Here is a 20984-nt window from a genome sequence, read left to right on the forward strand (position 1 = left end):
AACGTACCGTCAATCGAGATTCGTACGACCGGGCAAGGTGATCGGATGTTTCGAGAGTTCTGGGATGATTTGCCCGGCTGCCTCGGCTAGTATCGATCCATGGGGACTTCCGGTTCGTCGACACTCGATCTTCGTCTTGAGCGCGACGCGAAGACGGTTTACGAGCGTCTCGCTCTTTGGCGCGATGTCATGGGCTTGGCCGGCCGCGTCCATGTGCCGGACGAGAATGCCTTTACCGGGCGCCTGTTCTCGCGCGATCTAGGCGACATGCGCACCATGCGCATCGCGGCCGGGACGTTCCGGCTCGTACGCGACCAGGACATGGCGAGGCGGGTGCAACTCGACCATGTGATGGTCAACCTCGTCGAGCGCGGGCGCTTCGTGGGCAGGATCGGGAGGCGGCGGATCGAGGTCACGCCGGGAACGCTTTTGCTGTCGCGTCTCGCCAGCCCGCTGGACCTCCTGATAGAGGACGCCGAATGGCTCGGCTTGTTCCTGCCACGCCCGGTCGTGGAGAGGCACATGGCTTGGTGGCCGGCGCTCGACGGCCGCGTATTCGCGCCTGACACGGCGCAGGCGATCATACTCGGCGGCCTTCTGCGATCGCTCGACAAGCTGCCCGATTCCCTGACCCCTCGGGATGCCAGATGCGTCGTAAAATCCAGTCTCGCCCTGCTCCCGAGCTGCCTTTGTGGTTCGATGCCCGCGCGGCACGACACGGCCCAGACCGAGGATGATCCAACTAGGACAATCCGCCGCTTCATAGCCGAACGCCTATCGGAACCTGATCTTGGGCCGGACCTCGTCTGCCGAGAGTTTGAGATCTCGCGGTCGCGCCTCTACCGCATCATGGGCGAGAGCGCGGACATCGCCACCATGATACGGCGAATGCGCCTGCGGGCCGTGCAGCGGGACATAGCCTCCAATCGATATTCGCGCATGTCATTGGCCGACATCGGCAGGCGATGGGGCCTTACCGACGAACGCAACTTCCGACGCGCCTTCGTGCGAGAGTTCGGCTATCCGCCGTCCGCGCTGCGCGAGAAGGTCCGGGACAGGTCGGTCGAGGGTCCCGTCGATCCCCTCATGGTCGGCACCGACCTCGAAAGATGGTTCCTTGGGTTGTAGGTTGCAGCAACATTAGGTAGCAAACAGCCACGCGGCCCGGCAGCTTTCGCCCCCATCTCTGCCGTAGCAGGGCGGCATTGGCAGTCGCAAAAGCGGAATAACAAGCGATGGTAAGCACGTTCGGCACGTCGTGCTTTCTGAAGAAGGGTTTGCTATGGTAGAGGCATGTTGCACGGCATTCCAAGTTACGTACGAGCCCGGCGGAGCGCAATGAAAGTCATGAGTGCGGCGGCAGTGGTCGCTACTGCTGCCTTGGTCTCGCCCCATCTGCCGAAGACCCACTCTCTCGCCCGATCGCCCAGACGATCCTTTATCGCGATGTGTCAGCTGTACGCAGACTTGTGGAAGGCGGTGAGGATGTCGATCAACGCCTCTTCAATCGCGACACCCCGGCGATCATGGCGGCCAGCAGCCAGTCCTGGGATATCGTCTTGTATCTGTTGCAGGCCGGCGCGGATCCGGCGCTGGGGAATCGCAAGGGTCTCACGGTCGCGACTTTAGCCAAGACTTCACGTGTCGCTTCTCATACCAAGGCGCTTCAGGATCTTGCCAAGGTAAAGAAGATACTTGCATCCAAGGGCTTGCTGTAGTGAATCCCCGGCCCAGACTTCACGGGTGGGGCGGCACCCACAACCCTACATAGACCTTCCCGAGGTTACGAACGCCGACTTATATAGCGAATTGCAACCGACGTCGTCAGAAGTTGGAGAAGGTCATGACCGAGCTTTTCGCGGGCAATGTCGAGGTAAATTACGGACAGCCCTATATTGAACTGGATAGTGCGTTTCAAGGCGCGACGGACGAATGCTCCCTGGGCCAGAGCAACGGGCTTTGCGGCGCACAAGCACCTGCAATATTGTTTCTGATGACGGGCCTCCACACTGGCGCTGTCGGCCTCACCATACACATGTTCGATACCGATCCGGGCGCGGATGAAGACTGGGAGGAGATCGTGGAAGTCTCTTTTCAAGCCCCCAACGGCGAAATCACGCTGATGGAGTGGGTCGCCGATCAAGGTGCGAGGATAGCCCTGCCTAGAGGCACATACAGGGCGCGCTACAATGGGCGGTCGATGCAGGCTGCCAACGAGCTTGACACAATTATCGAAGAAGATCCTGTCGATCACTATCGGCTGGATCTGTGGCCCACTTTAACGCGCCCTGAACCGCTTCCTCCAAAGGAGAACACCTATGACACAGATCAACTTCATCGATCGCTACAGCGCCTATGCCCTCGCTTTGCTGCGCATCGTGACGGCCCTGATCTTCATGGAGCACGGAACGCAGAAGCTCTTCGGTTTTCCGGCCGCTCCCGAGCGCGGCCTGCCGGAGCTGCTTTCCCTGTCGGGAATCGGCGGTCTCATGGAGTTTGTCGGCGGCCTGTTCATCCTGTTCGGTTTGTTCACCCGCCCCGTGGCCTTCCTGTTGGCCGGCGAGATGGCCGTGGCCTACTGGATGTTCCACGCACCACAGAGCTTCTACCCGGTCCTGAATGGCGGAGACGCCTCCATTCTCTACTGCTTCGTCTTCCTGCTCCTCGTCTTCACCGGCCCCGGCGCATGGAGCATTGACGCTGCTCGCGAAAAGAACCGCGGGGGTTCACCGACCGCGCAGTGAAGTCGGGTGCGGGCGAATACGACCATCAAGCAGAGCACCGGGACACCTTTCGAGCCCTAAAACGACAAAAGCCATCGCGCGTTTCGTCCAGCACCCACGGCACCAGTTATGCTCGCTCCGTATGCTTTTCTTACAGCGAGGGCGCCATGGCCAAACTGCCTCGAAGGAACAGCATCCCGATCATGAGGGCGGATGAGGAACTGGCCGCCGTGGACGCCAGGCGCCTTACCAACCAAGTAGCGACCCGATCAGACCCGATCCGCCGTCAGTGCCAAATGGGGCTGCAATCAGATAATCCCGATGCAGCTCAGGACACCGGATCATGATCCGCCGGCTGCTTGCCCGCCTCTTCCGTCATCCGCTCCGTCGTCCGCCCGGAGTCCGGCAGGAGGTAACCATGCTCCTGGGCGTGCACGGCACCAGGGGGGCTTGGCTCGAAGCGCGCAATCGCTGGCGGATGGCGCGGAAGGAAGCGCGATGGAACGACAGCCTTGTGCGTAGCCACGGTCGATACTGGAACAGCGTCATGCGTGAGATCGAGCGGCAGACGGGCTACCGGCACCAGCTAGACGCCGAAAGCGAAGACCTGACGCCAAAAGGCCGCCGCCCCGGTAAAGGGACGGCGGCTTTTGTCAGTTACTCTGAAGGGGAAGGGTCATCTTTCGCATCTGCTTGCGTGTGATGAGACTGTCTTTAAAGCCCCGCATCACGATGTATGGACGCAGAAGCGCGCTGGTAAAACGATATCGAATTCGTCTCTTCTCACCTGTCCGTGAAACGAGGCCGCCCCGGCTCTCTTCGCTGAAGTTTTCGCCGGTTGCGACCCCTTCACGCCGCCTCTTCTGCGGCACGTGTGGCGGTAAGCGCTTCCTGATCAACAGTCTGTCGGTTTTATTCGACCGCGACAGGCGCGAAGCTCTGTCGGGAAAAGCGATGGGCTTTCTGCGGCAGTCGGAGAGTTTTTCGGGCGGGCGGAATTTGACCTCACCAGACGGTCCCGCCCTCTCATGCCAGAGTTAACCGAAGCCCCCGTGGGGTGCCCTACATGCTCGTGGCATAGACCGGATGGGCCCTATGTAGAGGCTACCACCCGTGCGACCCGCTTGCCGTCGAAGGGCAATGCTAGTTACCTCGGCCGAACCATTCAGGAGGAGTGTTTATGAACGACTGGTATTGGGCCGCACGCAGAGATGGCCCTTCGGGGGACGCATTCGTAATCGCCGAGGGAAAAGAGGCTCTATGGCCACGGGTGCGTGCAGAGATCGACGCGAACGAGCAGTGCATGTGGATGCCTATCCACGAGGGCCGCGCGCAGCCAGAACTGTCTCACATATTGGATCTAGCTCTGACAGTTGTGCCGACGTACCGCGTCAATCATAACCGGTTCGTCTTTGAAGCCGCGAAGATCCCTTCATTCGCTCATTTCCTGCGGGAATCCCGAAGAGAGATCTCCGAGTACGTCTCAAACAGCGCTTACGCTGACGAGCTCGTTCGGCTCGAACCGTACACCGAAGAAGCGAGGAAACGCCTCGGTGACATTGTCAGTGAAACCCTCGGCATCAACGACGACTGGTTCCAAGGATGACGGGGAAACAGGAGCAACCAGCAACCGCTGCCCTCCGGCGCTCCACTTCCCGCCCAAGTATCCTCGCTGGATTGCGCTTTTTCCTAGGCTTCTGCGGCACGTTGAAGCTCGGCGAGCCCGCTGGTGATCGGCTTCACTTGGGTCATAGCGCAGGCAGTCGCTTTTCGCGGAACTGTCTCGTGGTTCTGCCATTCCCTGTGCTCGTTTGCTGCTTGGGGGCAGAATGACCGTGTGCGTCAAGGCAAGAAGACCCGGACCGCTTGAGCCACCGGAAGGCTCCCCCTTTTTACATGGATGGAATCCGTATGAACACCGCAAACCTGCAGCTTGAAGGCCTCTACGTTGCGGTCTCCGCCCTGATGACCGCGCTCCGGCAGAACCACGTTTTGACAGAGGGGGAAATCGATGATGCTCTAGCCCGTGCCGAAACAGCACTGCTCTCAGATCCTGGACGCCCGACCGAACTTAGCCCGGCTCATGTCGATGCAATCGCTTTCCCGCTCCGCTACCTCCGCCTCGCCAACAACCGCTCGGCCAATGGGGAGTTTCCGACATTCACCGAGCTTGCTGCCCAGGTCGGGCGAGAGAAGCCGCAGCAAGCTGACATCCTGGCGCAAGAGCGCGAAGACATCGAAGCTTCCGAGGATGCAGACGTTCTGCGGCTTGAGGCTGTGGAAGCCCAAGCCCGCAATCAGTGATGGCCAGACCGGCAATCCTTGAAACCTCCATTGAACCCCTCGCCTTCAAGACGGTGCGAGGAACGCAACCGAGGTGGCTGAGCGCGTATACGCCTGCAACAGGGGTAGACCCCGGGGAGGAATGGCGACAAATGCATGCAGTCATCTCTGCAGTTCCGGCTCGCCTCGCACCGATGCGGCTCCTCGGTTTGGCTTTGCTGGCCGGGGCCGCGCTGGCATCCTCTTCCGCTCTAGCCGCATCTCCTATCCCCGGCGAGGAGCACTGTGTTGTCAACGTCGCCTCGGATGACGTGCTTAACCTTCGGGATGGCCGAGGCACCTCGGCACGAGTGCTGACGGGAAAGCGGTACGGATCCTGCGGCATCATCGTAACCGACGCTTGCCAGGGAAGTTGGTGCCCGGTGGATGACGGCCACTATCAGGGCTGGGTGAGCGGACGCTTCATCGCGATGGTGTCCCCTGCCCGCTACTGCGTTACAGGCGTCGCCGCCGGTGATACGTTGAACCTCCGAGCATATCCGTCCGCGCAAAGCCGTGTGCTGCGTCGCCTCGGTCGAAACCAGAGCTCCATAGCCTTCCTGCCCTATGCGACTGGCGGGTGGCAGAAGATCCGCGTCGAGGGATGGGAAGGCTGGGTTAACGGTCGGTTCCTGAGCGGGCAGTAGGGGACATAGGTACGGTGTCGGTGCTGGATTGGTGCCGCCTATTCCGTCTGCCCGCGATCTAGAATACGCCCACCGCAAGGTGAGCCCATATCGCCAATGTGATGGCGAAAACGACCCCGGCCAAGAGAACCCGCGGCAGGAGGCCGACCACGGATTCAAAGACAAGAACTAAAGCGACGCCGGTCCCGCCCAAAAGCGCTGCTGCCGCCGCGAAATCCTCGAAACCCCAGTTTATGACGGTAACGCTCCTAGCAGCGGCGAGATGTAGCCGCGAGAGCAGCGGCGCCATCCTTCTTTACCGCGACGACGCGTTGAGTTCTAAGAGCCGCTCAGCTGGAAAAGGACTCAACATGGCCGCTTCGCCCGGGCGACAGCATTTTGTCGACACCAACAATCAGAAGATCATCGTGGTGGTCCAGATGATCACTCACCTGAAGCAGGCGGGAGCGGAACGGACCGAGGTCTTCTTCGTCGGCGGAAACAGCGTGGTGGTCCAAGGGGCGATCGACGAGGTCTTCGGGCGCCTTTGGCCGTGAGCCGCGCCACGCAGTCCGCTGCCCCCCTTACCCCTCGACACTCGGACGGGCTGCCGCATCTCTACAGCGCCACCAGCGGAGGACATCATGGCAGACGATAAGAGCAAGAAAGATGGGCGAGACTGGGCGAAGGTGTCAGCCAGCGAGCCCTACGAGGTCAGCTACTTTGCGAAGAAGCATGGGCTGACGTCGGAGCAGGCTCGCGAGATCATCAAGAAGCACGGGCCAACCCGGTCTGATGCAGATGCCGCGGCAGAGCGAATGAAGAAGTAGGCTCACTCCTACCGTCGCAGCAATGCCACCTTCTTGCGGCTATAGCTGGGACAGTGTCCACACGTCCGAGGTTCCACAATGTCGATTGAGATCAACGAAGCCGATCGGTTCCTCGCCAAAGGCTCCGATGGCAAAGCCTACGATGTTCATCAGGTTCTGGTGCCAGAGTCAGAGGGAAGTCCTGAAAGAACCGAGTGGCTCCTTTCGTCAGGGGTAAAGCTCACGACCAGCGATGGCATCTCGTTTACGGTGCCGTGGGAAGATCTCACGCTGACGAAGGTCGGCGGACAAACCTAGATTTATCCATCCTGGATGTAAGGTCGCAGAAGCAGCCATTTCGAAGCGATTGGAGTTGAACAATCCCGCCGACCAGCAGCCTGGCGGGCTTGTCTCAGACACGATGCTGCACGCTCGAGTGAAGCAATGGGCCGCCCGAGACCGAGCCCTGGACTACCATCACCAGATCATCGAGATAGACCGGGCCATTGATGGTCCCCCGATCCCCCGTAGCATTCGCCAACTAACCGGCCTGCACTGCAGCTCCTCAATCATCGCCTGCCGGATCTCGCCCTCTACGCTCATCTCGAGCGCTCCCTCGCCGGATCATCGCGATCTCCGAGCCCGCGGCGGCCGTCTCATAGAAGTCTTCGTCAGACGCTTCATCCGCGTCCCCGGCCGGAGCCTCGTTGACGGTTTTAAGGTCTGCCGCTTCACGATCTTCTAAGCCGCGGTTCTCCCGAGAGACGCGCTTCCGTTGTTCGACATGATCTCATCCTCCGTTTTAGAGGATGAACGTAGCGGACGGACTCAGCGGTTCCATTTTGATCGGCGAGCCGGCGAGGTGGAGGATATGCTTCATGTCCTGCTTCCCGCTTGTGGTAGCGCTCGACTTAGGGGCAGTCTGCAATCAGCCGGATCGTTCGATGGGACAGAGCTATGCCTGACGACCGCTACACCCTTCGCAAAGCTGCAGACGGCACGTGGTCCGTCGTCGACATCTTCTCGGACTATCCCGCTGAGTTCGGCGACCGCATCATGATCCGCATGAACAAGGAGGAAGCGGACGACATGGTTGATCTTCTGAACATCTTGGATCGGCACAGGCGGTCCGCGCAAAAGCAGTAGGTGTTCTGCAGCTACTCCGCGAAGAAGCTCAGGACCGCGATCGCCCCCATCGAGAGATAGAGCAGCCACGAGCCGCCGAAGCTGAAATGGGTCGTTAGAAACTCAGGCAATGTCATCGCTGCCTCCCTGCCAGGCCGGCTTGATGCCGGCCGCACATTGTGGTGCGGAGACAGGCCGAAGGCCGCGATGTCTGTTCCTCACGCGAACGAGCGACCTCCTCCGCTTATCCAACAATAGTACCGTTTCCTTACGGGGCAAGCGCCGCTGGACTTGCTAAGAGGAACTATGCCCGGATGTCGTCGAAGCTCGTGGCCCTGCTGCTGGTCGTGCGGTTCGTTGGCGAAGATGTTCGTGTCGATGCCACGAGTGGCGACTGCGCAGTGGCGGCCGGCGCAGGACAGGACGCGGGAACGCCGACTCGAGTATACACTTCCGCCACCTAGATGGCGGAGGCTAAGGCACACCCCACGCGGCGAGCGTCTTCCGATCAAAGCCACCCTTCACCGATATTCCTGCGCTGATCTCGTCGTCCGTAGGCCGCATAGCGGGCGCTGCATTGACCCTCGACTTGCCGGGATCGGCCCGCTCCCTCAGCGATGGCTTTCGAGGGCTCAGGTACCCGATGGGATACCCGCACGCCCAGCCATGCGGCATGCTCCGCGAAGCAGACCTGGCGCACCGGCGATGCCGGCCCAAACTCCCGAAGCGATAGTCGCTTTCGAGCGACGACGCCTTCGCGATTGCCGCTCGCTTCGGCTCCAGCCCCAGCTTCCGCTGGATCTCCTGCAATTTGGCAAGCACGATTGCCCGTCTATCGGAAACGCGTCGACTTCCCGCTGACTTTCTTTGCGAAGAACAAGGCTTGTCTGTCGGTTTTAAGCGACGTCACATCAACGCCCTGCCCTTCAGCCAATGGGGCAACGGATGTAGCTCTGGCGGAAACTTGTAGCTCACGGCCGGCCTCCCCGCACGACGCTGAATCGCTGCTTAGGTTTGCCTGATCTCGAGCTGCGGCCGGTATCGGCCCGGGCTATCGATGCGACCGACGGGTGATCTTGCACCGCCGCCGGAAGCATGTGGTCTTTCGGGATCGCGAACGGAAGGTAATCATCATTGCGTCGGCTGAGGAAAACCGGACTGCTCGGCTCGTTCAGATCGCGCGGAACAATATGCCGAGACTGGAACCGCACGATTTCCCGAAAGCGTTCCAGCCACAGATCTGCAACATCATCCCCGGCTTCCAGAGCCGCTTGAATTGCCTCGAGGCACGGTTGTGTCACCCTTATGTCACCCCACAGGAACACCGCGCGGTTAGTTCTGAGAACGACCTGCCATCCGGATAAACGGCTCTGTAGGAACTCGTATAGGCCCAGAAGTCGTTCTCGCTCCATGGCCCTGTCGGCAGCGACGCTGCGACCCCGTGGTCATTCTGGTCAATCATGCTGCACCTCTCATGCCTTCGTGGCCACGCCGAATTGCTGCCTTGATCTCATCAGTCTGTGGAAGCTTCTCGGCGTCGAAGATCGCCGCATCAAGGTCCATCAGGCGACGCGACATGTCCTTCAAATCTGCCTGCGAGCGATTGCCTCGCCTCACGACCTCGCAGGCCCGGCGCGACCGGTCGAGCGAACGGTCGATGGCTAAAACTGCGTCGGTTGTCATGCTGCACCTCCGCAGTCGGGTGCCACCGCAGCGGCCTCATATCTCAGCCGGTTCACGTCGTTTGAGACAGCCTGGCGGAACGCCTCGATCTCTTTCTCGATCGCCTTCGGCCCAAAGGCACCCGACGCCAGGTGGCGACGGATACCGTCCTCGATCACCTTTAAACACGCTGCGGCCCTATCGCGATCGTTCTCGACCACCAGAAAGGCAGCATGGCGGACCTTCGGCCTGCACTGGTGGAACGGGAAAGGCTCCACCTTCGCCGAGGGCTGCCAATCGAAGAGGGGGAGACCGGTTGTTTCATTCATCGAAACCGTTTCCCGCTAACGGGTTACCCATCTCGTTACCAACCCCTCTTACAGAGGGGGTGGGGGTAACGGTAACGGTAACTGGATCCGTCGGCTGAGTTACCGAAGTGCAGTTACCGTCATTTCCGGTAACAGTAACGGTAACCATGTCACCCTCGATCGCTATGCGGCCCTCTTCCAGTAGGGTCTTCTGCGCTTTCGTAAACGCCGTTTTCTTGGCCCCTTCCGACGGCTTTTCGGCCCAGCCTTCGATCGTTCTAGCCTTCCAAGTCTTGAAGCTGGCCTTGCCGTCGACTGCGATGTCCAGAAGCTTCAGTCTCGCGACATCGACGTCTCGCTGGCGATAGCTATCTGCCTTCGAATGTTCGCCCTTCAGATCGTCACCCGTCATGGGGCGAACGTTCTGGATCACCTGAACGTCAATCGTTCCCTTCGATGTCTGGAACGGATGGCCGGTGATCTCATATTGGAAAGAAGCTCCGTCCCGACCATCACGGCGCTTGTCGACGGTCAGCTTTGTGAAGCCCGCGCACTGATCCGCCCGCAGCACCATATCTGATCGGTTCCAGAATACGCCGCTACCGGTCGGACGATTGCCCCCGCCTTTGCCTGTGTGATGAATGACCAGCACGGCACACTTGTGCCGTTCCTGGATCACTTGCAGGCGCCGCATGATCTTGGTCGCCCCGGCGGCTCGATCCTGATCTTCGTCGACGAAGGCGGCGCTCAACGTGTCGACCACGACGAGGCGAAGATCGAAACCGGTCTCCTGCTTCAGGTTCTTCGCATCCTCGTAGAGCGATAGCGCTTCCTCGCTGAAGCGCTTCACCCACAGGGGTGCGCCGTTATGATCAATCCCAGCAGCTTCAGAAGCAGCCGCGAGACGGTCGCATACGCCCGTGTAATCTTCAGCAGGAAGATAGAGGACGCCGCCCTGCTTCACCGGGATACCGGCCCACGACGAGCCCGACGCCACGGCCAGGGCGAGGTTGATCGCGATGCCGGTCTTTCCGCAGCCGGATGGCCCAAACAGCATAGTGAGGCCATTTGCGATAACGCCATCGATGATGTGGCGATCTCGAGCATCTGGCGGATTGCGGACGTCTTCCACGATCTTACCCAGGTCCACCGTATCGGAACTGCGGGTGATGTTTTCCCGCCGTTTTACCGGCAGGGGCACAGGTTCATTCGTCTCGCTGACGGCACTCATGCACGCCTCCCGCGGATCGCCTTGTCGATCGCGTCGTCACCGGCTGCGCTGTGCATGCGCTGCCACCATGATTCAGGTGTCCCGCACTCGGCATCGCGGACCCGACGCTCCGCTTCGCTCGCGATGTCCGACGGGATCCCCTTGTCCATAAGAGCGAAAAGCGGGTCACCACAGAGAGGATCGACTCGAGCGTCGCGGTACATCTCCACGAGCTCGGTCATGACCTCGTCGCGGGCGGAGGTCATGCCGCCACCTCGTCGCGCTCGGTGTCGGCGTCAACACGGGCATCTTCCACGGCGGCCGCGAGGTGGACAAGCATGTCCAGCAGGTCGGCCAGCACCTCGCCGCCACGGTTGGCACCGGGGCGTTCAGAACTGGAGAAGCCGTTCTGGCAGGCGAAGGCGGCTGTGACGTCGTAGACGGTACGCACGACCTTCTCCAGCGCGCAGAGTTCGGCCAGGGGGATGGTCGCCAGCGTAGCCTTGTCGATGGTGCCAATGATGGCGAGTGGCGTGGCAGCGGGCTGGCTGCTATCGGTATTCGTGATCATGGTTTTATCCTGGTGAGGGTTGGCTGTGGTCTGTGGCCCGGCGGGATGGCAGTCCCGGCCGGGCCGCTCTGCTTTGGCGCTCACGCAGCGGCCTCTTCGAAGAAACGCTCCAGTGCATCACGCTTGGCGACCCACCGGCCGCAAACCTTCTTGGCTGGCAGCGCACCCGTTGCGCACATGTGAAACGTTTGCCGGGGCGTTCGCCCGATCTTCTCCGCGATCGCCTCGACACCCCAAACGAGGCCAAGATCGCCATCCTTCTTTTCGGTCATTTCCCGTAATCCTTTGTTCACCGATGACACCATATTGGTGTGACACCATTTCGATGTCAATACATGGTGTCAGAATGGTGCTAATGGAAATCGATATTGGGGGGGTTTTGGTAATGGCTGCCGAAGACGATGAAGTGCGCGTTACGCTCCGATTGCCGGCACGGCTAAGGGATCGCATCAAGGCTTTCGCCGATCGTCACAATCGGTCACTGAACGGACAGATCGTGGATTCTCTCACACAGCAGTTCCCGGAGCCTTGGCCGCTCGAAAACCGGATTGACGAGATGATCAGACTTGCCGTCGTGATCCGTCAGACCACGGATTCTGCGATGGTCGACAAGTTGGCAGACGAGATGAAGGAGACGCTGAAGGAGATGGCGTCCGGACGCGTCACCGGCATCAGCCAGCGGGCGCAAGAGATTGCTCGGGAGCGGTTGAAGGAAATTTACACCTCAGATCTGACCAGCGACCTGGAGGACTAGGATGTCCGTCCGTAAGCGCACATGGTCGACCAAGGGCGCCGAGCGCAGCGCGTGGGTGGTCGATTACGTCGACAGCGCCGGCAAGCGCCGGCTGAAGTCCTTCAAGCTGAAGAAGGACGCCGATCGGTTTTCTGCGACAGCGAGCGTGGAAGTCCGCGAGGGGACGCATGTCGCTGACTCGGCGAGCGTTACGGTCGCAGTGGCCGGCGACCTGTGGATCGCTACAGCAGAGGCCAACGGCCTCGAGCGAACGACTGTCGCGAATTACCGATCGCACGTTGATCTGCACATTGTTCCGTTCATCGGTACGATGAAGCTGACGGCGTTGACGGTCCCTGCCTTACGCGCCTTCGAGGACCAGCTTCGCCGGGAGGGCCGCTCGGTGCTCACGGTGCGCAAAGTGGTGGTGAGCGTTGGCTCCCTCCTTGCAGATGCGCAGGAGAGAGGCCTCGTCGCAAGAAATGTGGTGCGCGACATGCGCGGCCGGCGGTCGAGCGACAGGCGCCAGGAACAGCGGCAGAAGGGGCGGCTGAAGATCGGCCTCGACATCCCTACCAGGGAAGAAATCAAAGCCGTGGTCGGCGCGGCGGAAGGCCGATGGCGGCCGCTGCTGCTGACGGCGATCTTCTGCGGCCTTCGACCTTCGGAGCTCCGCGGCCTGCGATGGCAGGACGTCGACCTCCAGAAGAGCGAGATTCGCGTTCACCAGCGTGCCGACAGGTTCAACGCGATCGGCAAGCCGAAGTCGATTTCAGGCGAGCGCTCGATCCCGGCGCCGCCGATCGTCGTCAACATACTAAGGGAGTGGCGGCTCGCATGTCCGAAGGGCAAGCTTGACCTGGTCTTCCCGAACGGGGCCGGGAATGTCGAGAGCCTGAAGAACATCGCCACCCGGGGTTTGCACCCAACAATGATCCGGGCCGGTGTGGCGGTTGAAACGGGGAAAGTTGACGCGGAGGGCAAGGCGATCCTGGCAGCACGCTACACCGGAATGCACTGCCTCCGGCACTTCAACGCGAGCTGGCTGATCAACCGAAAGGAGGATGGCGGACTGGCATTGCCGCCGAAGGTCGTCCAGGAGCGCTTGGGTCACTCGACGATCACCATGACGATGGACACCTACGGACACCTGTTCCCACGGGGCGATGACGCCGATGAATTGGCAGCAGCTGAGCTGGCGCTGTTGGGCTAAGTTCTATCAGCCTCGGTGCCACCGTGGAGCGACACGTAGAATGTATTCGCGACGTGCGGACCGACAGAGGCATTCAGAGAAGACGAAAAGGATCGCATGCTGGCAAATGGAATAGACCAAGCAGTTTTGCTGCCCTTGTCATCATGCGCATGAACACCTTACGGGCTCACCTAGGGCGGTAGCAGAATTTGGATTATCATGCCCGGTGCCCTATAGCTGTCCCAGCTACGAATCCCTGAGGCGCGGAAACATGCTACGATGGTTCGCGCCGGCATTCAGGGGAAGGACGACCGGAATGATGATATCCCGTGACCGAGAGAAGATGATCCAAGCGATCGTCTTCTTCGCGCATAACACCCGAAAGCTGGGGAAAACGAAGCTCTGCAAGCTGTTATACTTTTTGGATTTCGAGCATTTTAAGCAGTCCGGGCGTAGCGTCACCGGACTAAAGTACAATGCTTGGCCTATGGGGCCTGTTCCCGTCGTACTTTATAACGAGATCGAGGATCCGTCTCCGGAGCTCTCCAACGCAGTCGATTTTAAATCGATCGAAATCAAGAATGGTCAGATGATGACTGTCCGGCCGAAGTCGGATTTTTCGTCACACCTATTTTCGAAGCGAGAATTGAAAATTCTCGCATCTCTTGCTCGCGAGCATCGAGACGCAACCGCAGACGAGATGGTCGAGGCAACCCATTTGGAAAACCTGCCTTGGCATCAGGTGTACGAAGTCCAAGGCAGGAAACAAGCCGAAATCCCATATGATCTGGCCGTCAGAAACGACGAGAAAGACTCAGTCATGCGCATCGCGAAAGAACGTGACGAGTTGGTGAAGAGCCTTTCCAATGAACCCAGGGTCGGTATTTTTTGACACAGATTTTTCCTTCCATGACGGAGTATCTGGCGAAAAACTCTTTGTAGTCTTGGGCGCATCAGCAGACGTTTCTGTTGTCGCGAAAACCACTTCTATACAGCACGGGCGAGGCGTAACGTACGGATGCCAACCTAAAGATAGGTTCCACAATTTCTTCATACCTCCCCAGGCCACGTATCTAAAAAAGGGCACGTGGGTTTGCCTAGACGAGTTCTACGAGCTTCAAGCCAAGAAGGCCCTTCAGAAGTCGTTCGACGGCAAGATTAAGCCCGTTTGTGTTTTTGCCGAAGCCATCATCCGAGGGATTCAGGAGTGCGCGTTGGAAAGCGACGACGTCTCGGAAGCTCAAGCCGACCTGATACGTGCATGCCTGGTGGAGACTCCCTGACCAGATGATCATGTGGATCATTTTCTGCAGCGAGCTTCTTCCCACTGCGGAAGCGCTCTGTGTAGAAGAAAGCGGGGCGGCGCAACATAGACGCAACATGACGGCCAAAAAGTCATCTAATTCAATGCCCTTCGCCCCATTCCTAATCTGAGGGTCACTGGTTCAAATCCAGTCGGGATCACCATTCCTCTAGCCGATCCGGCAAGAGGGAGTTTCGGTTCGCGACAACGCGCAGTTCCCCTCAGAACGGAACCACCCCTCCCTGACTGGACAAAGCCGGCGGTTCCCGGGTCCGCCAAGATGCCGGGATTCAAAGGCGAAACAGGATTTTCCATGCAAGCATTCGTGTTCAACCGCCGCTTCTGGGCGACGGCGGGCGTCGTGCTCTTCGTCGTTCCCGCCGTCTCAGCGCTGCTCGTATACGCGCTCGGTCTTGAGGCGACGGGTGGCGAGGGAGGACCGCTCGAACTGGCGCAGGAGGCATTACTGATCCTCACCGCGCTGATCTACGCGGCTGCAGCGACCCAGCAGCGGCAGGCAGAGCGGATGGCTTCGGTCGGCGCGACCGTCCTGTCGGTCGTCTTCTTCTTGCGCGAGTTCGACCGGCCGGTCACAGGCGCGGTCACCGCCTATCTCGACTCGCCGAGCTTTCGCTGGCACGAGACATCCCTGGTCGTCGCGATCGCCGTCATCTACCTGGCGTTCCGCTGGCGGCTGATCCCCGTCTTCGTCCGGTATCTGCGGACCCTGCATGCCGGACCCTACGTGCTGGTCGCGGCTCTGCTCTTTGCCGGCGGGCTCATGGATGGCAGGCACTGGCTCTGGGGCATCGCCTATCTGCCGACGGCGATCGAGGAAACGGCCGAGACGGCGGCCTATCTGATCTTCCTGCTCACCGGCCTGCATGTGTTCCGCGCGGCACGGCGCGCCCACGCGCTGCCGGATCTGCCCAGGCAGGAGACCGCCGCGGCGCGTCGTCTCGGATCATCGTCGGCGCCCATCCGCAGCTGAGCGCGGAGCCGCCAAAAACGGCGACGCCGTCGCGGTCTGATCGCGGATGGATGAGTTCGCGAGCGTCAGGGTGCGGACTGTACGACCTTGTCGGACGTGCCGCGATCGTCGATCGCCTGCACTCGACACCAGGGAAAGCCCTCGGCGACCGACACCTCCGCATCGGCACGTCGGGGTGCCTTGGCTGAGGCCCCGGCCTTCTTCGGCCGCGCGCGGCGCGGCTTGTTCCGGGAGGGACCGCGCGTGCCCGGCACGGGCTTGTCCTTGAAGGGCCGGCGCTAGCCAAGCCGCGCGGGTCGGCGGACCATCCGTGCGAAAGGAAAGGATCGGCAAAAGATCCGCATCGCCAGAATGCCGCGGTTCAGCTTCGCCTTTCGGTCAGGATCGCGCCGGCGATGACATCGAAGAGATGGTCCGCGCGGGGCCTGAGCGACGGCTGATCCCGGAGCCATGCGAGCGCGCCCAGGAGGGCGAACAGGTCGGTGCCGTCGATGTCGGGGCGCGCCACCCCCGCAACCTGGGCACGGGCGAGGAGCCGCGTGCCGGCGGCGCGCATCGTGGTGCAGGATGCATGGAGCGCCGAATCCGGATCGGCGATGGCCGCCACCATCGCGGCGATGGCGCCGCTGTAATTGTGCGCGACCGCCACGGCCTCCCGCAGCCACGAGACCAGGGCCTCGTCGGGGGACGCGGCAATTTCAAGCCCACCCGCTCGCGCCGTCAGTTCGTCGAAGCTGGCGCGCAGGAGCGCTTCGAGCAGCGCCTCTCGCGTCGGGAAATGGCGGTAGAGCGTGCCGAGCCCGACCTCCGCCTTGCGGGCGATGTCGCGCAGTGACGCATCCGCGCCCTGTTCGGCGATGACCGCCCGCGCGACGGCCAGCAGGTGGTCGTAATTCTTCCTGGCGTCGGCGCGCATCATTCTCCCTTGACAACCGGGTCAGTGCTCCGCTTATACGGGTCACCGCTCCGGAAGAGCGATACGGGAATTTGGACGAAGGTGGAAGCGATGTCGGCAGAAATGATGAAGGCGGTCCGCCAGCATGAGTTCGGAGGCCCTGAGGTGCTGGTCTACGAGGATGCGCCCAAGCCCGAACCGAAGCCGGGAGAGGTGCTGGTTCGCGTTCACGCGGTCGGGGTCAACCCGCCCGACTGGTATCTGCGCGACGGCTACAAGATGCTGCCGCCCGAATGGCAGCCGCAGGTTGCGTTTCCCGTCATTCTCGGAACCGACATTTCCGGCGTCGTGGCTGCCGTTGCCGATGACGTCTCGGGCTTCACCGTCGGCGACGAGGTCTATTCGATGGTTCGCTTCCCGAGCGGCCTTGCCGGGGGCAGCAGGGCCTATGCGGAATATGTCGTCGTGCCGGCGTCGGAGCTGGGCCGCAAGCCGGCCGGCATCGATCATCTCCATGCCGCAGCGGCCCCGATGTCGCTGCTGACCGCGTGGCAGTATCTGATCGCGCTGGGGCACGACGAACCGAACCCGCTTCAGCCGAACCGGCATCAGCCGGTGCCGATCGAGGGCCGGACCGTCCTCGTGAACGGCGCAGCGGGCGGCGTCGGCCATTTCGCGGTGCAGCTGGCCAAGTGGCGTGGTGCGCGCGTCATCGCCGTCGCGTCCGGCAAGAACGAGACGTTCCTGCGCGACCTCGGCGCCGACGAATTCATCGACTACAGGAAGAGCCTTCCCGAGGAAGTCGTGCGCGATGTGGATCTTGTCCTGGACGCTGTCGGCGGCCCGACGACCGGCCGCTTCCTGCGCACGCTGAAGCGGGGCGGCGCCCTGTTCCCGGTGTTCCCCCTGGGTTTTGCCGGCGCCGAGGAGGCCGAGAAGCAGGGCGTCACGGTTTCGGCGACCCAGGTCCGCTCGAACGGGGCGCAGCTGGAGGAAGTGGGACGCCTTCTCGACGACGGCACCATCCGCGTGGCGATCGACAGCAGCTTTCCGCTGGCCGACGCCCGCGAGGCGCACGAGCGGGCGGCCGAGGGGCACATCCAGGGCAAGATCGTGCTGACGGTCGCGTAACCGCGGGTCACGCCCCGGCCTGTTCCGCTTCGGCCGAAGGCCGGCACTTCATCGAAAGGATGGTCGGATGACCGATGCCAAGCTGCGCCAGGGAACCCCCGCCTGGTTCGAGATGGTCGGCAGGCTGATGCGCGAAGCCGCCTTGCAGGCGCCGCTGTCGCCGGATCTCAACCTGTCGCTGGTCGAGCGCTACACCGATGGGGCGGAGATGCCGGGCGGGCTCGTCCAGGGCCTGCGCTTCGACATCCGGAACGGCAAGCCGACTTTCAGGGTCGGTGCGCGGCACGGCGAGCGAGGGGACGTGACGATCGAGATAACCGCCGCGGCTGCCCGCACATTGAACCGCCTGCGCAGCGACGACTTGGAATTTCAGGCGGCGCGCGACGGTTTCCTCAAGTCAGGCGAGATGCGGGTGGACGGCGATCCCGCGGCGATGGGCAGCTGGCTGGAGACGGTACACGACCCGATCGTGGACCGGACGCTTTAGCCCCGCGCGGCCTTCCCGACCTATCTCGCGTCGCTGCCGGGCTCGACGCCCTTGGCCTGCGCTTGCCGCCGCCGGCACCGCGGCCGAAGAAGCGCCGCGGCTTGGCTTGTCAGGCGCGGGGCTTCTTCGGCCGCGGGCGGCGCGGCTTGTCGCGGGAAGGCCCGCCCGAGCCGTGCACGGGCTTGCCCTTGAAGGGCCGGCGCTCGCCATCCTGGCCGCCCGGGCCGGCGGAACCATCGGCGTAGGAAATCGTGATGTCGTCGCCCTCGCTGTGCGCGGCGGCGTCGGCGAAGCGCTTGGCGACGCTTTCGGTGATCTCGAACTTGGTCTCGCGATCGAAGATCTTGATCGCGCCGATCTCCTGGCGGGTGATCTTGCCGCGGCGGCACAGAAGCGGCAGCAGCCATTTCGGATCGGCGTTGTTGCGCCGCCCGACATCCATGCGGAACCAGACCGAGGGACCCGAGCGCTCGTGCTTGGCGGGGCCGCGCTCGTCGCGGTCGCGGCCGCCGGGCTTGGCGCCCTTCGGATCCGGGCCGAAATTCGGCTCGAAGACGTCCTCCGGCGACGGCAGGCTGGCGCGCCACTTGCGCACCAGCGCCGCGGCGAGGACTTCCGGCGAGTGGGCGGCGATCAGCCTTGCGGCGGTTGCCGTATCCTCCTCGGAGGCTTCTTCGGTGAAGATCGGGTCGGCGAGCAGCCGCGCCTCGTCGGCGGCGCGGATCTCCTCGGCCGAGGGAGCCGCGCCCCAAGTCGCGTTAATGCGGGCCTGGACGAGCAGGGCTTCGGCCTTGCGGCGGCGCGAGATCGGCACGAGCAGGACCGAGACGCCCTTGCGCCCGGCCCGGCCGGTGCGGCCCGAGCGGTGCTGCAGCGTCTCGGCGTCGCTCGGCAGGTCGGCATGGATGACGAGGCCGAGGCTCGGCAGGTCGAGACCGCGCGCCGCGACGTCGGTCGCTACACACACCCGCGCCCGGCCGTCGCGCAGCGCCTGGATCGCCTGGTTGCGCTCGGCCTGGCCGAGCTCGCCCGACAGCGTCACGGCGGCAAAGCCGCGCTCGATCAGCGCGGACGACAGATGCCGGACGGTCTCGCGGGTGTTGCAGAAGACGATGGCGCTCGGCGCCTCGGCCTGGCGCAGGATGTTGGTGACGGCGTGCTCGACCTCGTTCGGCGCGATGCGGATGGCGCGGTATTCGATGTCGGCATGGCCGGCCTGGCCGCGCGCCACCTCGATGCGCAGCGCGCCCTGCTGGTAGCGCTTGGTCATCTGGATGATGGTCTTCGGCAGCGTCGCCGAAAACAGGAGCGTGCGGCGCGAGGCGGGCGTCGCCTCGAGCAGGAATTCCAGATCCTCGCGGAAGCCGAGATTGAGCATCTCGTCGGCCTCGTCGATGACGAGAGCCTTCAGATTGCCGATCTGCAGCGCGCCGCGGGTCAGGTGGTCGCGCAGCCGGCCCGGCGTGCCGACGACGATGTGGACGCCCTGGCCGAGCAGGCGGCGCTCGGCGCGCGGGTCCATGCCGCCGACCAGCGTCGCCAGCTTGGCGCCGGTATTGGCGTAGAGCCAGGTGAGTTCGTTGGTGACCTGGATGGCGAGTTCGCGCGTCGGGGCGACGATCAGCGCCATCGGCTCGCCCGCCTCGGGCAGCGTCTCGGCATCGCCGAGCAGGTCGGGCGCCAGCGCGAGGCCGTAGGCGACGGTCTTGCCGGAACCGGTCTGGGCGGAGACCAGCAGATCTCTTCCGGCGGCCTCCGGCTTCAGGACGGCGGACTGGACCTCGGTGAGGTCGGTGTAGCCACGGCTGGCAAGGGCGGCGGCGAGCGGAGCGCTCGTCGTGGGAAGCGGCATGGAAATGTCCTAGACGGGCGGGGACCGGGCGGATGCGCGCGACGGTTCCCTGAAATGCGGGCGACATGTCGCCTTGACTGTTGCCGGCTGCATATCAAGCTTTTGCCGGGAAGCCAATCATGGCGACGCGCGCAAGAGGCGTGCGGCAGCCATTGCGCACGCCGCTTGCGCCGGTCGGCCGATCGGCGGCGGCACTGGGCGCGGTGCTCTGTACGCAAACCGCATCGGACGGCCACCCGCATAAGGGGAGCGGCCACCCTGTCCCGCATCAGGCCGGGATGACGAACTCGGCTTCCACCCGGCGGCAGTCCATCTCGAAATCCAGCCCGATGACGGGCGGCCGGTTGTAGTGCCAGGCAAGGCCGTTACGGGCGGCGCCGGTCGGGCCGATCAACTCGGCATAGACCGCGCCGAGGTCGTGCACCGTATAAACCTGCACCGCGGTGGTATCGGCCCAGCCGGCATCGAACAGCCCGAGCCGGCGCTCCATCTCGGCCAGCACGAAGCGCGCCTTGTCGGCGAGGCCCTCGGTGCTGGTATCGCCGTGGCGGACGATCCGGTCGACATATTCGCCCTCGCCGAGCTCCGCGACCTCGCAGGAGCCGGCAACGACGAAGGACGGCGCTGCCGCCTCGTCCGGCACCGTGTAACTGAAGGCGTGGAAGGAAGGCGTCGCGGGCGGATCGATCGCCGGGCAGACATGCGAGCGGGCGACCGGATTGGCATCGCCTTCCATCACGCCCCATTCGCGCAGCGTGCCGGCATAGACGCGGTTGAAGGCGAGGAAGGTCTCCTCGGTGAACGGTGCCGGCGAGCGGAGCTCACAGGCGCAGAAGGCGGTCAGCGGCCGGCCCACCGCCGCCAGATGCGCCGCGATCTTCTCGAAGCCCTCCGCGACCGGCACCGGCTGCGAGAACCGCACGCGCTGCATTCTGTAGCCCGGCCGCGCCACGACACCGGCGGAAAACTGCATGACCAGCGGGATGTAGGCGTAGCCGCCTTCCCGCATTTCGACGAGGCTCATCGGCCCACTCCCGTACTGGC

Annotated in this window: 26 protein-coding genes; 17 read left to right on the top strand and 9 right to left on the bottom strand. The window is 62.6% G+C overall.

The window, feature by feature from the left end:
* Positions 1-189: 189 nt before the first annotated feature.
* From GGR03_RS11310 to GGR03_RS11360, 11 genes are all read left to right on the top strand, one after another.
* Complete coding sequence (locus GGR03_RS11310; protein ID WP_183208101.1) at positions 190-1128, top strand: AraC-like ligand-binding domain-containing protein; 939 nt, start codon at positions 190-192, stop codon at positions 1126-1128.
* 320 nt (positions 1129-1448) lie between these two features.
* Entirely contained in the window at positions 1449-1718 is a 270-nt protein-coding gene (locus tag GGR03_RS11315) for an ankyrin repeat domain-containing protein (RefSeq protein WP_183208104.1), read from the top strand.
* Positions 1719-2318: 600 nt separating this feature from the next.
* Positions 2319-2744: a DoxX family protein gene (locus GGR03_RS11320; RefSeq protein ID WP_183208106.1), complete on the top strand. Its 426-nt coding sequence runs from the start codon at positions 2319-2321 to the stop codon at positions 2742-2744.
* 322 nt (positions 2745-3066) lie between these two features.
* A complete protein-coding gene (locus GGR03_RS11325) occupies positions 3067-3426 on the top strand; it encodes a hypothetical protein (protein ID WP_183208108.1) in 360 nt (119 codons plus the stop codon).
* A 477-nt stretch (positions 3427-3903) separates the two neighbouring features.
* A complete protein-coding gene (locus tag GGR03_RS11330) occupies positions 3904-4329 on the top strand; it encodes a hypothetical protein (protein ID WP_183208110.1) in 426 nt (141 codons plus the stop codon).
* Positions 4330-4634: 305 nt separating this feature from the next.
* Entirely contained in the window at positions 4635-5027 is a 393-nt protein-coding gene (locus tag GGR03_RS11335; protein ID WP_183208112.1) for a hypothetical protein, read from the top strand.
* A 131-nt stretch (positions 5028-5158) separates the two neighbouring features.
* On the top strand, positions 5159-5692 hold the full coding sequence (locus tag GGR03_RS11340; protein ID WP_183208114.1) for an SH3 domain-containing protein: 534 nt from the start codon (positions 5159-5161) through the stop codon (positions 5690-5692).
* A 350-nt stretch (positions 5693-6042) separates the two neighbouring features.
* Positions 6043-6228: a hypothetical protein gene (locus tag GGR03_RS11345; protein ID WP_183208116.1), complete on the top strand. Its 186-nt coding sequence runs from the start codon at positions 6043-6045 to the stop codon at positions 6226-6228.
* Positions 6229-6315: 87 nt separating this feature from the next.
* Complete coding sequence (locus tag GGR03_RS11350; RefSeq protein WP_183208118.1) at positions 6316-6501, top strand: DUF3606 domain-containing protein; 186 nt, start codon at positions 6316-6318, stop codon at positions 6499-6501.
* Between the two features lie 78 nt (positions 6502-6579).
* On the top strand, positions 6580-6798 hold the full coding sequence (locus GGR03_RS11355) for a hypothetical protein (protein ID WP_183208120.1): 219 nt from the start codon (positions 6580-6582) through the stop codon (positions 6796-6798).
* Positions 6799-7437: 639 nt separating this feature from the next.
* Positions 7438-7626 carry a hypothetical protein gene (locus tag GGR03_RS11360; protein ID WP_183208122.1) on the top strand — a complete coding sequence of 63 codons (189 nt, stop codon included), beginning with the start codon at positions 7438-7440 and terminating at the stop codon, positions 7624-7626.
* A gap of 1437 nt (positions 7627-9063) precedes the next feature.
* On the opposite strand, the gene GGR03_RS11365 is transcribed toward GGR03_RS11360, so the two are convergent.
* The 6 genes from GGR03_RS11365 to GGR03_RS11390 all read right to left on the bottom strand — a co-directional run bounded on the left by GGR03_RS11365 (position 9064) and on the right by GGR03_RS11390 (position 11628).
* Complete coding sequence (locus GGR03_RS11365) at positions 9064-9288, bottom strand: hypothetical protein (protein ID WP_183208123.1); 225 nt, start codon at positions 9286-9288, stop codon at positions 9064-9066.
* On the bottom strand, positions 9285-9596 hold the full coding sequence (locus tag GGR03_RS11370) for a DUF6074 family protein (RefSeq protein WP_183208124.1): 312 nt from the start codon (positions 9594-9596) through the stop codon (positions 9285-9287). Before GGR03_RS11370 ends, GGR03_RS11365 begins: the two co-directional genes overlap by 4 nt.
* The gene (locus GGR03_RS11375) at positions 9589-10806 is read right to left on the bottom strand and encodes an AAA family ATPase (RefSeq protein WP_183208125.1); all 1218 of its coding nucleotides are present in this window, start codon (positions 10804-10806) and stop codon (positions 9589-9591) included. Before GGR03_RS11375 ends, GGR03_RS11370 begins: the two co-directional genes overlap by 8 nt.
* Entirely contained in the window at positions 10803-11051 is a 249-nt protein-coding gene (locus tag GGR03_RS11380; protein ID WP_183208126.1) for a hypothetical protein, read from the bottom strand. The genes GGR03_RS11375 and GGR03_RS11380 overlap by 4 nt, the downstream gene beginning before the upstream one ends.
* On the bottom strand, positions 11048-11356 hold the full coding sequence (locus GGR03_RS11385) for a hypothetical protein (protein ID WP_183208127.1): 309 nt from the start codon (positions 11354-11356) through the stop codon (positions 11048-11050). The genes GGR03_RS11380 and GGR03_RS11385 overlap by 4 nt, the downstream gene beginning before the upstream one ends.
* A gap of 80 nt (positions 11357-11436) precedes the next feature.
* Complete coding sequence (locus tag GGR03_RS11390) at positions 11437-11628, bottom strand: DNA-binding protein (protein ID WP_183208128.1); 192 nt, start codon at positions 11626-11628, stop codon at positions 11437-11439.
* 83 nt (positions 11629-11711) lie between these two features.
* Here GGR03_RS11390 and GGR03_RS11395 point away from each other — a divergent pair, with 83 nt between their 5' ends.
* The 4 genes from GGR03_RS11395 (at position 11712) to GGR03_RS11410 (ending at position 15575) form a co-directional block, all read left to right on the top strand.
* A complete protein-coding gene (locus tag GGR03_RS11395; protein ID WP_210292114.1) occupies positions 11712-12110 on the top strand; it encodes an Arc family DNA-binding protein in 399 nt (132 codons plus the stop codon).
* A gap of 1 nt (position 12111) precedes the next feature.
* Positions 12112-13302 (top strand): tyrosine-type recombinase/integrase, encoded by a 1191-nt coding sequence (locus GGR03_RS11400; protein WP_183208129.1) that lies wholly within the window; start codon positions 12112-12114, stop codon positions 13300-13302.
* A gap of 322 nt (positions 13303-13624) precedes the next feature.
* Positions 13625-14173, top strand: coding sequence for a Panacea domain-containing protein (locus GGR03_RS11405; protein ID WP_246367908.1), 549 nt, complete (start codon positions 13625-13627; stop codon positions 14171-14173).
* A 724-nt stretch (positions 14174-14897) separates the two neighbouring features.
* Positions 14898-15575 (top strand): hypothetical protein, encoded by a 678-nt coding sequence (locus tag GGR03_RS11410; protein ID WP_183208133.1) that lies wholly within the window; start codon positions 14898-14900, stop codon positions 15573-15575.
* 361 nt (positions 15576-15936) lie between these two features.
* Here GGR03_RS11410 and GGR03_RS11415 read toward each other — a convergent pair whose 3' ends face one another.
* Positions 15937-16494 carry a TetR/AcrR family transcriptional regulator gene (locus GGR03_RS11415; protein ID WP_246367910.1) on the bottom strand — a complete coding sequence of 186 codons (558 nt, stop codon included), beginning with the start codon at positions 16492-16494 and terminating at the stop codon, positions 15937-15939.
* Positions 16495-16581: 87 nt separating this feature from the next.
* Between GGR03_RS11415 and GGR03_RS11420 the strand changes: the two genes are divergently transcribed.
* Positions 16582-17601, top strand: coding sequence for an NADP-dependent oxidoreductase (locus tag GGR03_RS11420; RefSeq protein ID WP_183208137.1), 1020 nt, complete (start codon positions 16582-16584; stop codon positions 17599-17601).
* Positions 17602-17668: 67 nt separating this feature from the next.
* Positions 17669-18088, top strand: coding sequence for a hypothetical protein (locus tag GGR03_RS11425; RefSeq protein WP_183208139.1), 420 nt, complete (start codon positions 17669-17671; stop codon positions 18086-18088).
* Between the two features lie 109 nt (positions 18089-18197).
* Here the strand turns inward: GGR03_RS11425 and GGR03_RS11430 are convergent, their stop codons facing one another.
* The gene (locus tag GGR03_RS11430) at positions 18198-19940 is read right to left on the bottom strand and encodes a DEAD/DEAH box helicase (RefSeq protein ID WP_183208141.1); all 1743 of its coding nucleotides are present in this window, start codon (positions 19938-19940) and stop codon (positions 18198-18200) included.
* A 268-nt stretch (positions 19941-20208) separates the two neighbouring features.
* Positions 20209-20964, bottom strand: coding sequence for a 2-amino-5-chloromuconate deaminase CnbZ (gene cnbZ, locus GGR03_RS11435; protein WP_183208143.1), 756 nt, complete (start codon positions 20962-20964; stop codon positions 20209-20211).
* Between the last annotated feature and the right edge of the window lie 20 nt (positions 20965-20984).

It is taken from the genome of Aurantimonas endophytica (genome assembly GCF_014196845.1).
Taxonomy (GTDB): Bacteria; Pseudomonadota; Alphaproteobacteria; order Rhizobiales; family Rhizobiaceae; genus Aurantimonas; species Aurantimonas endophytica.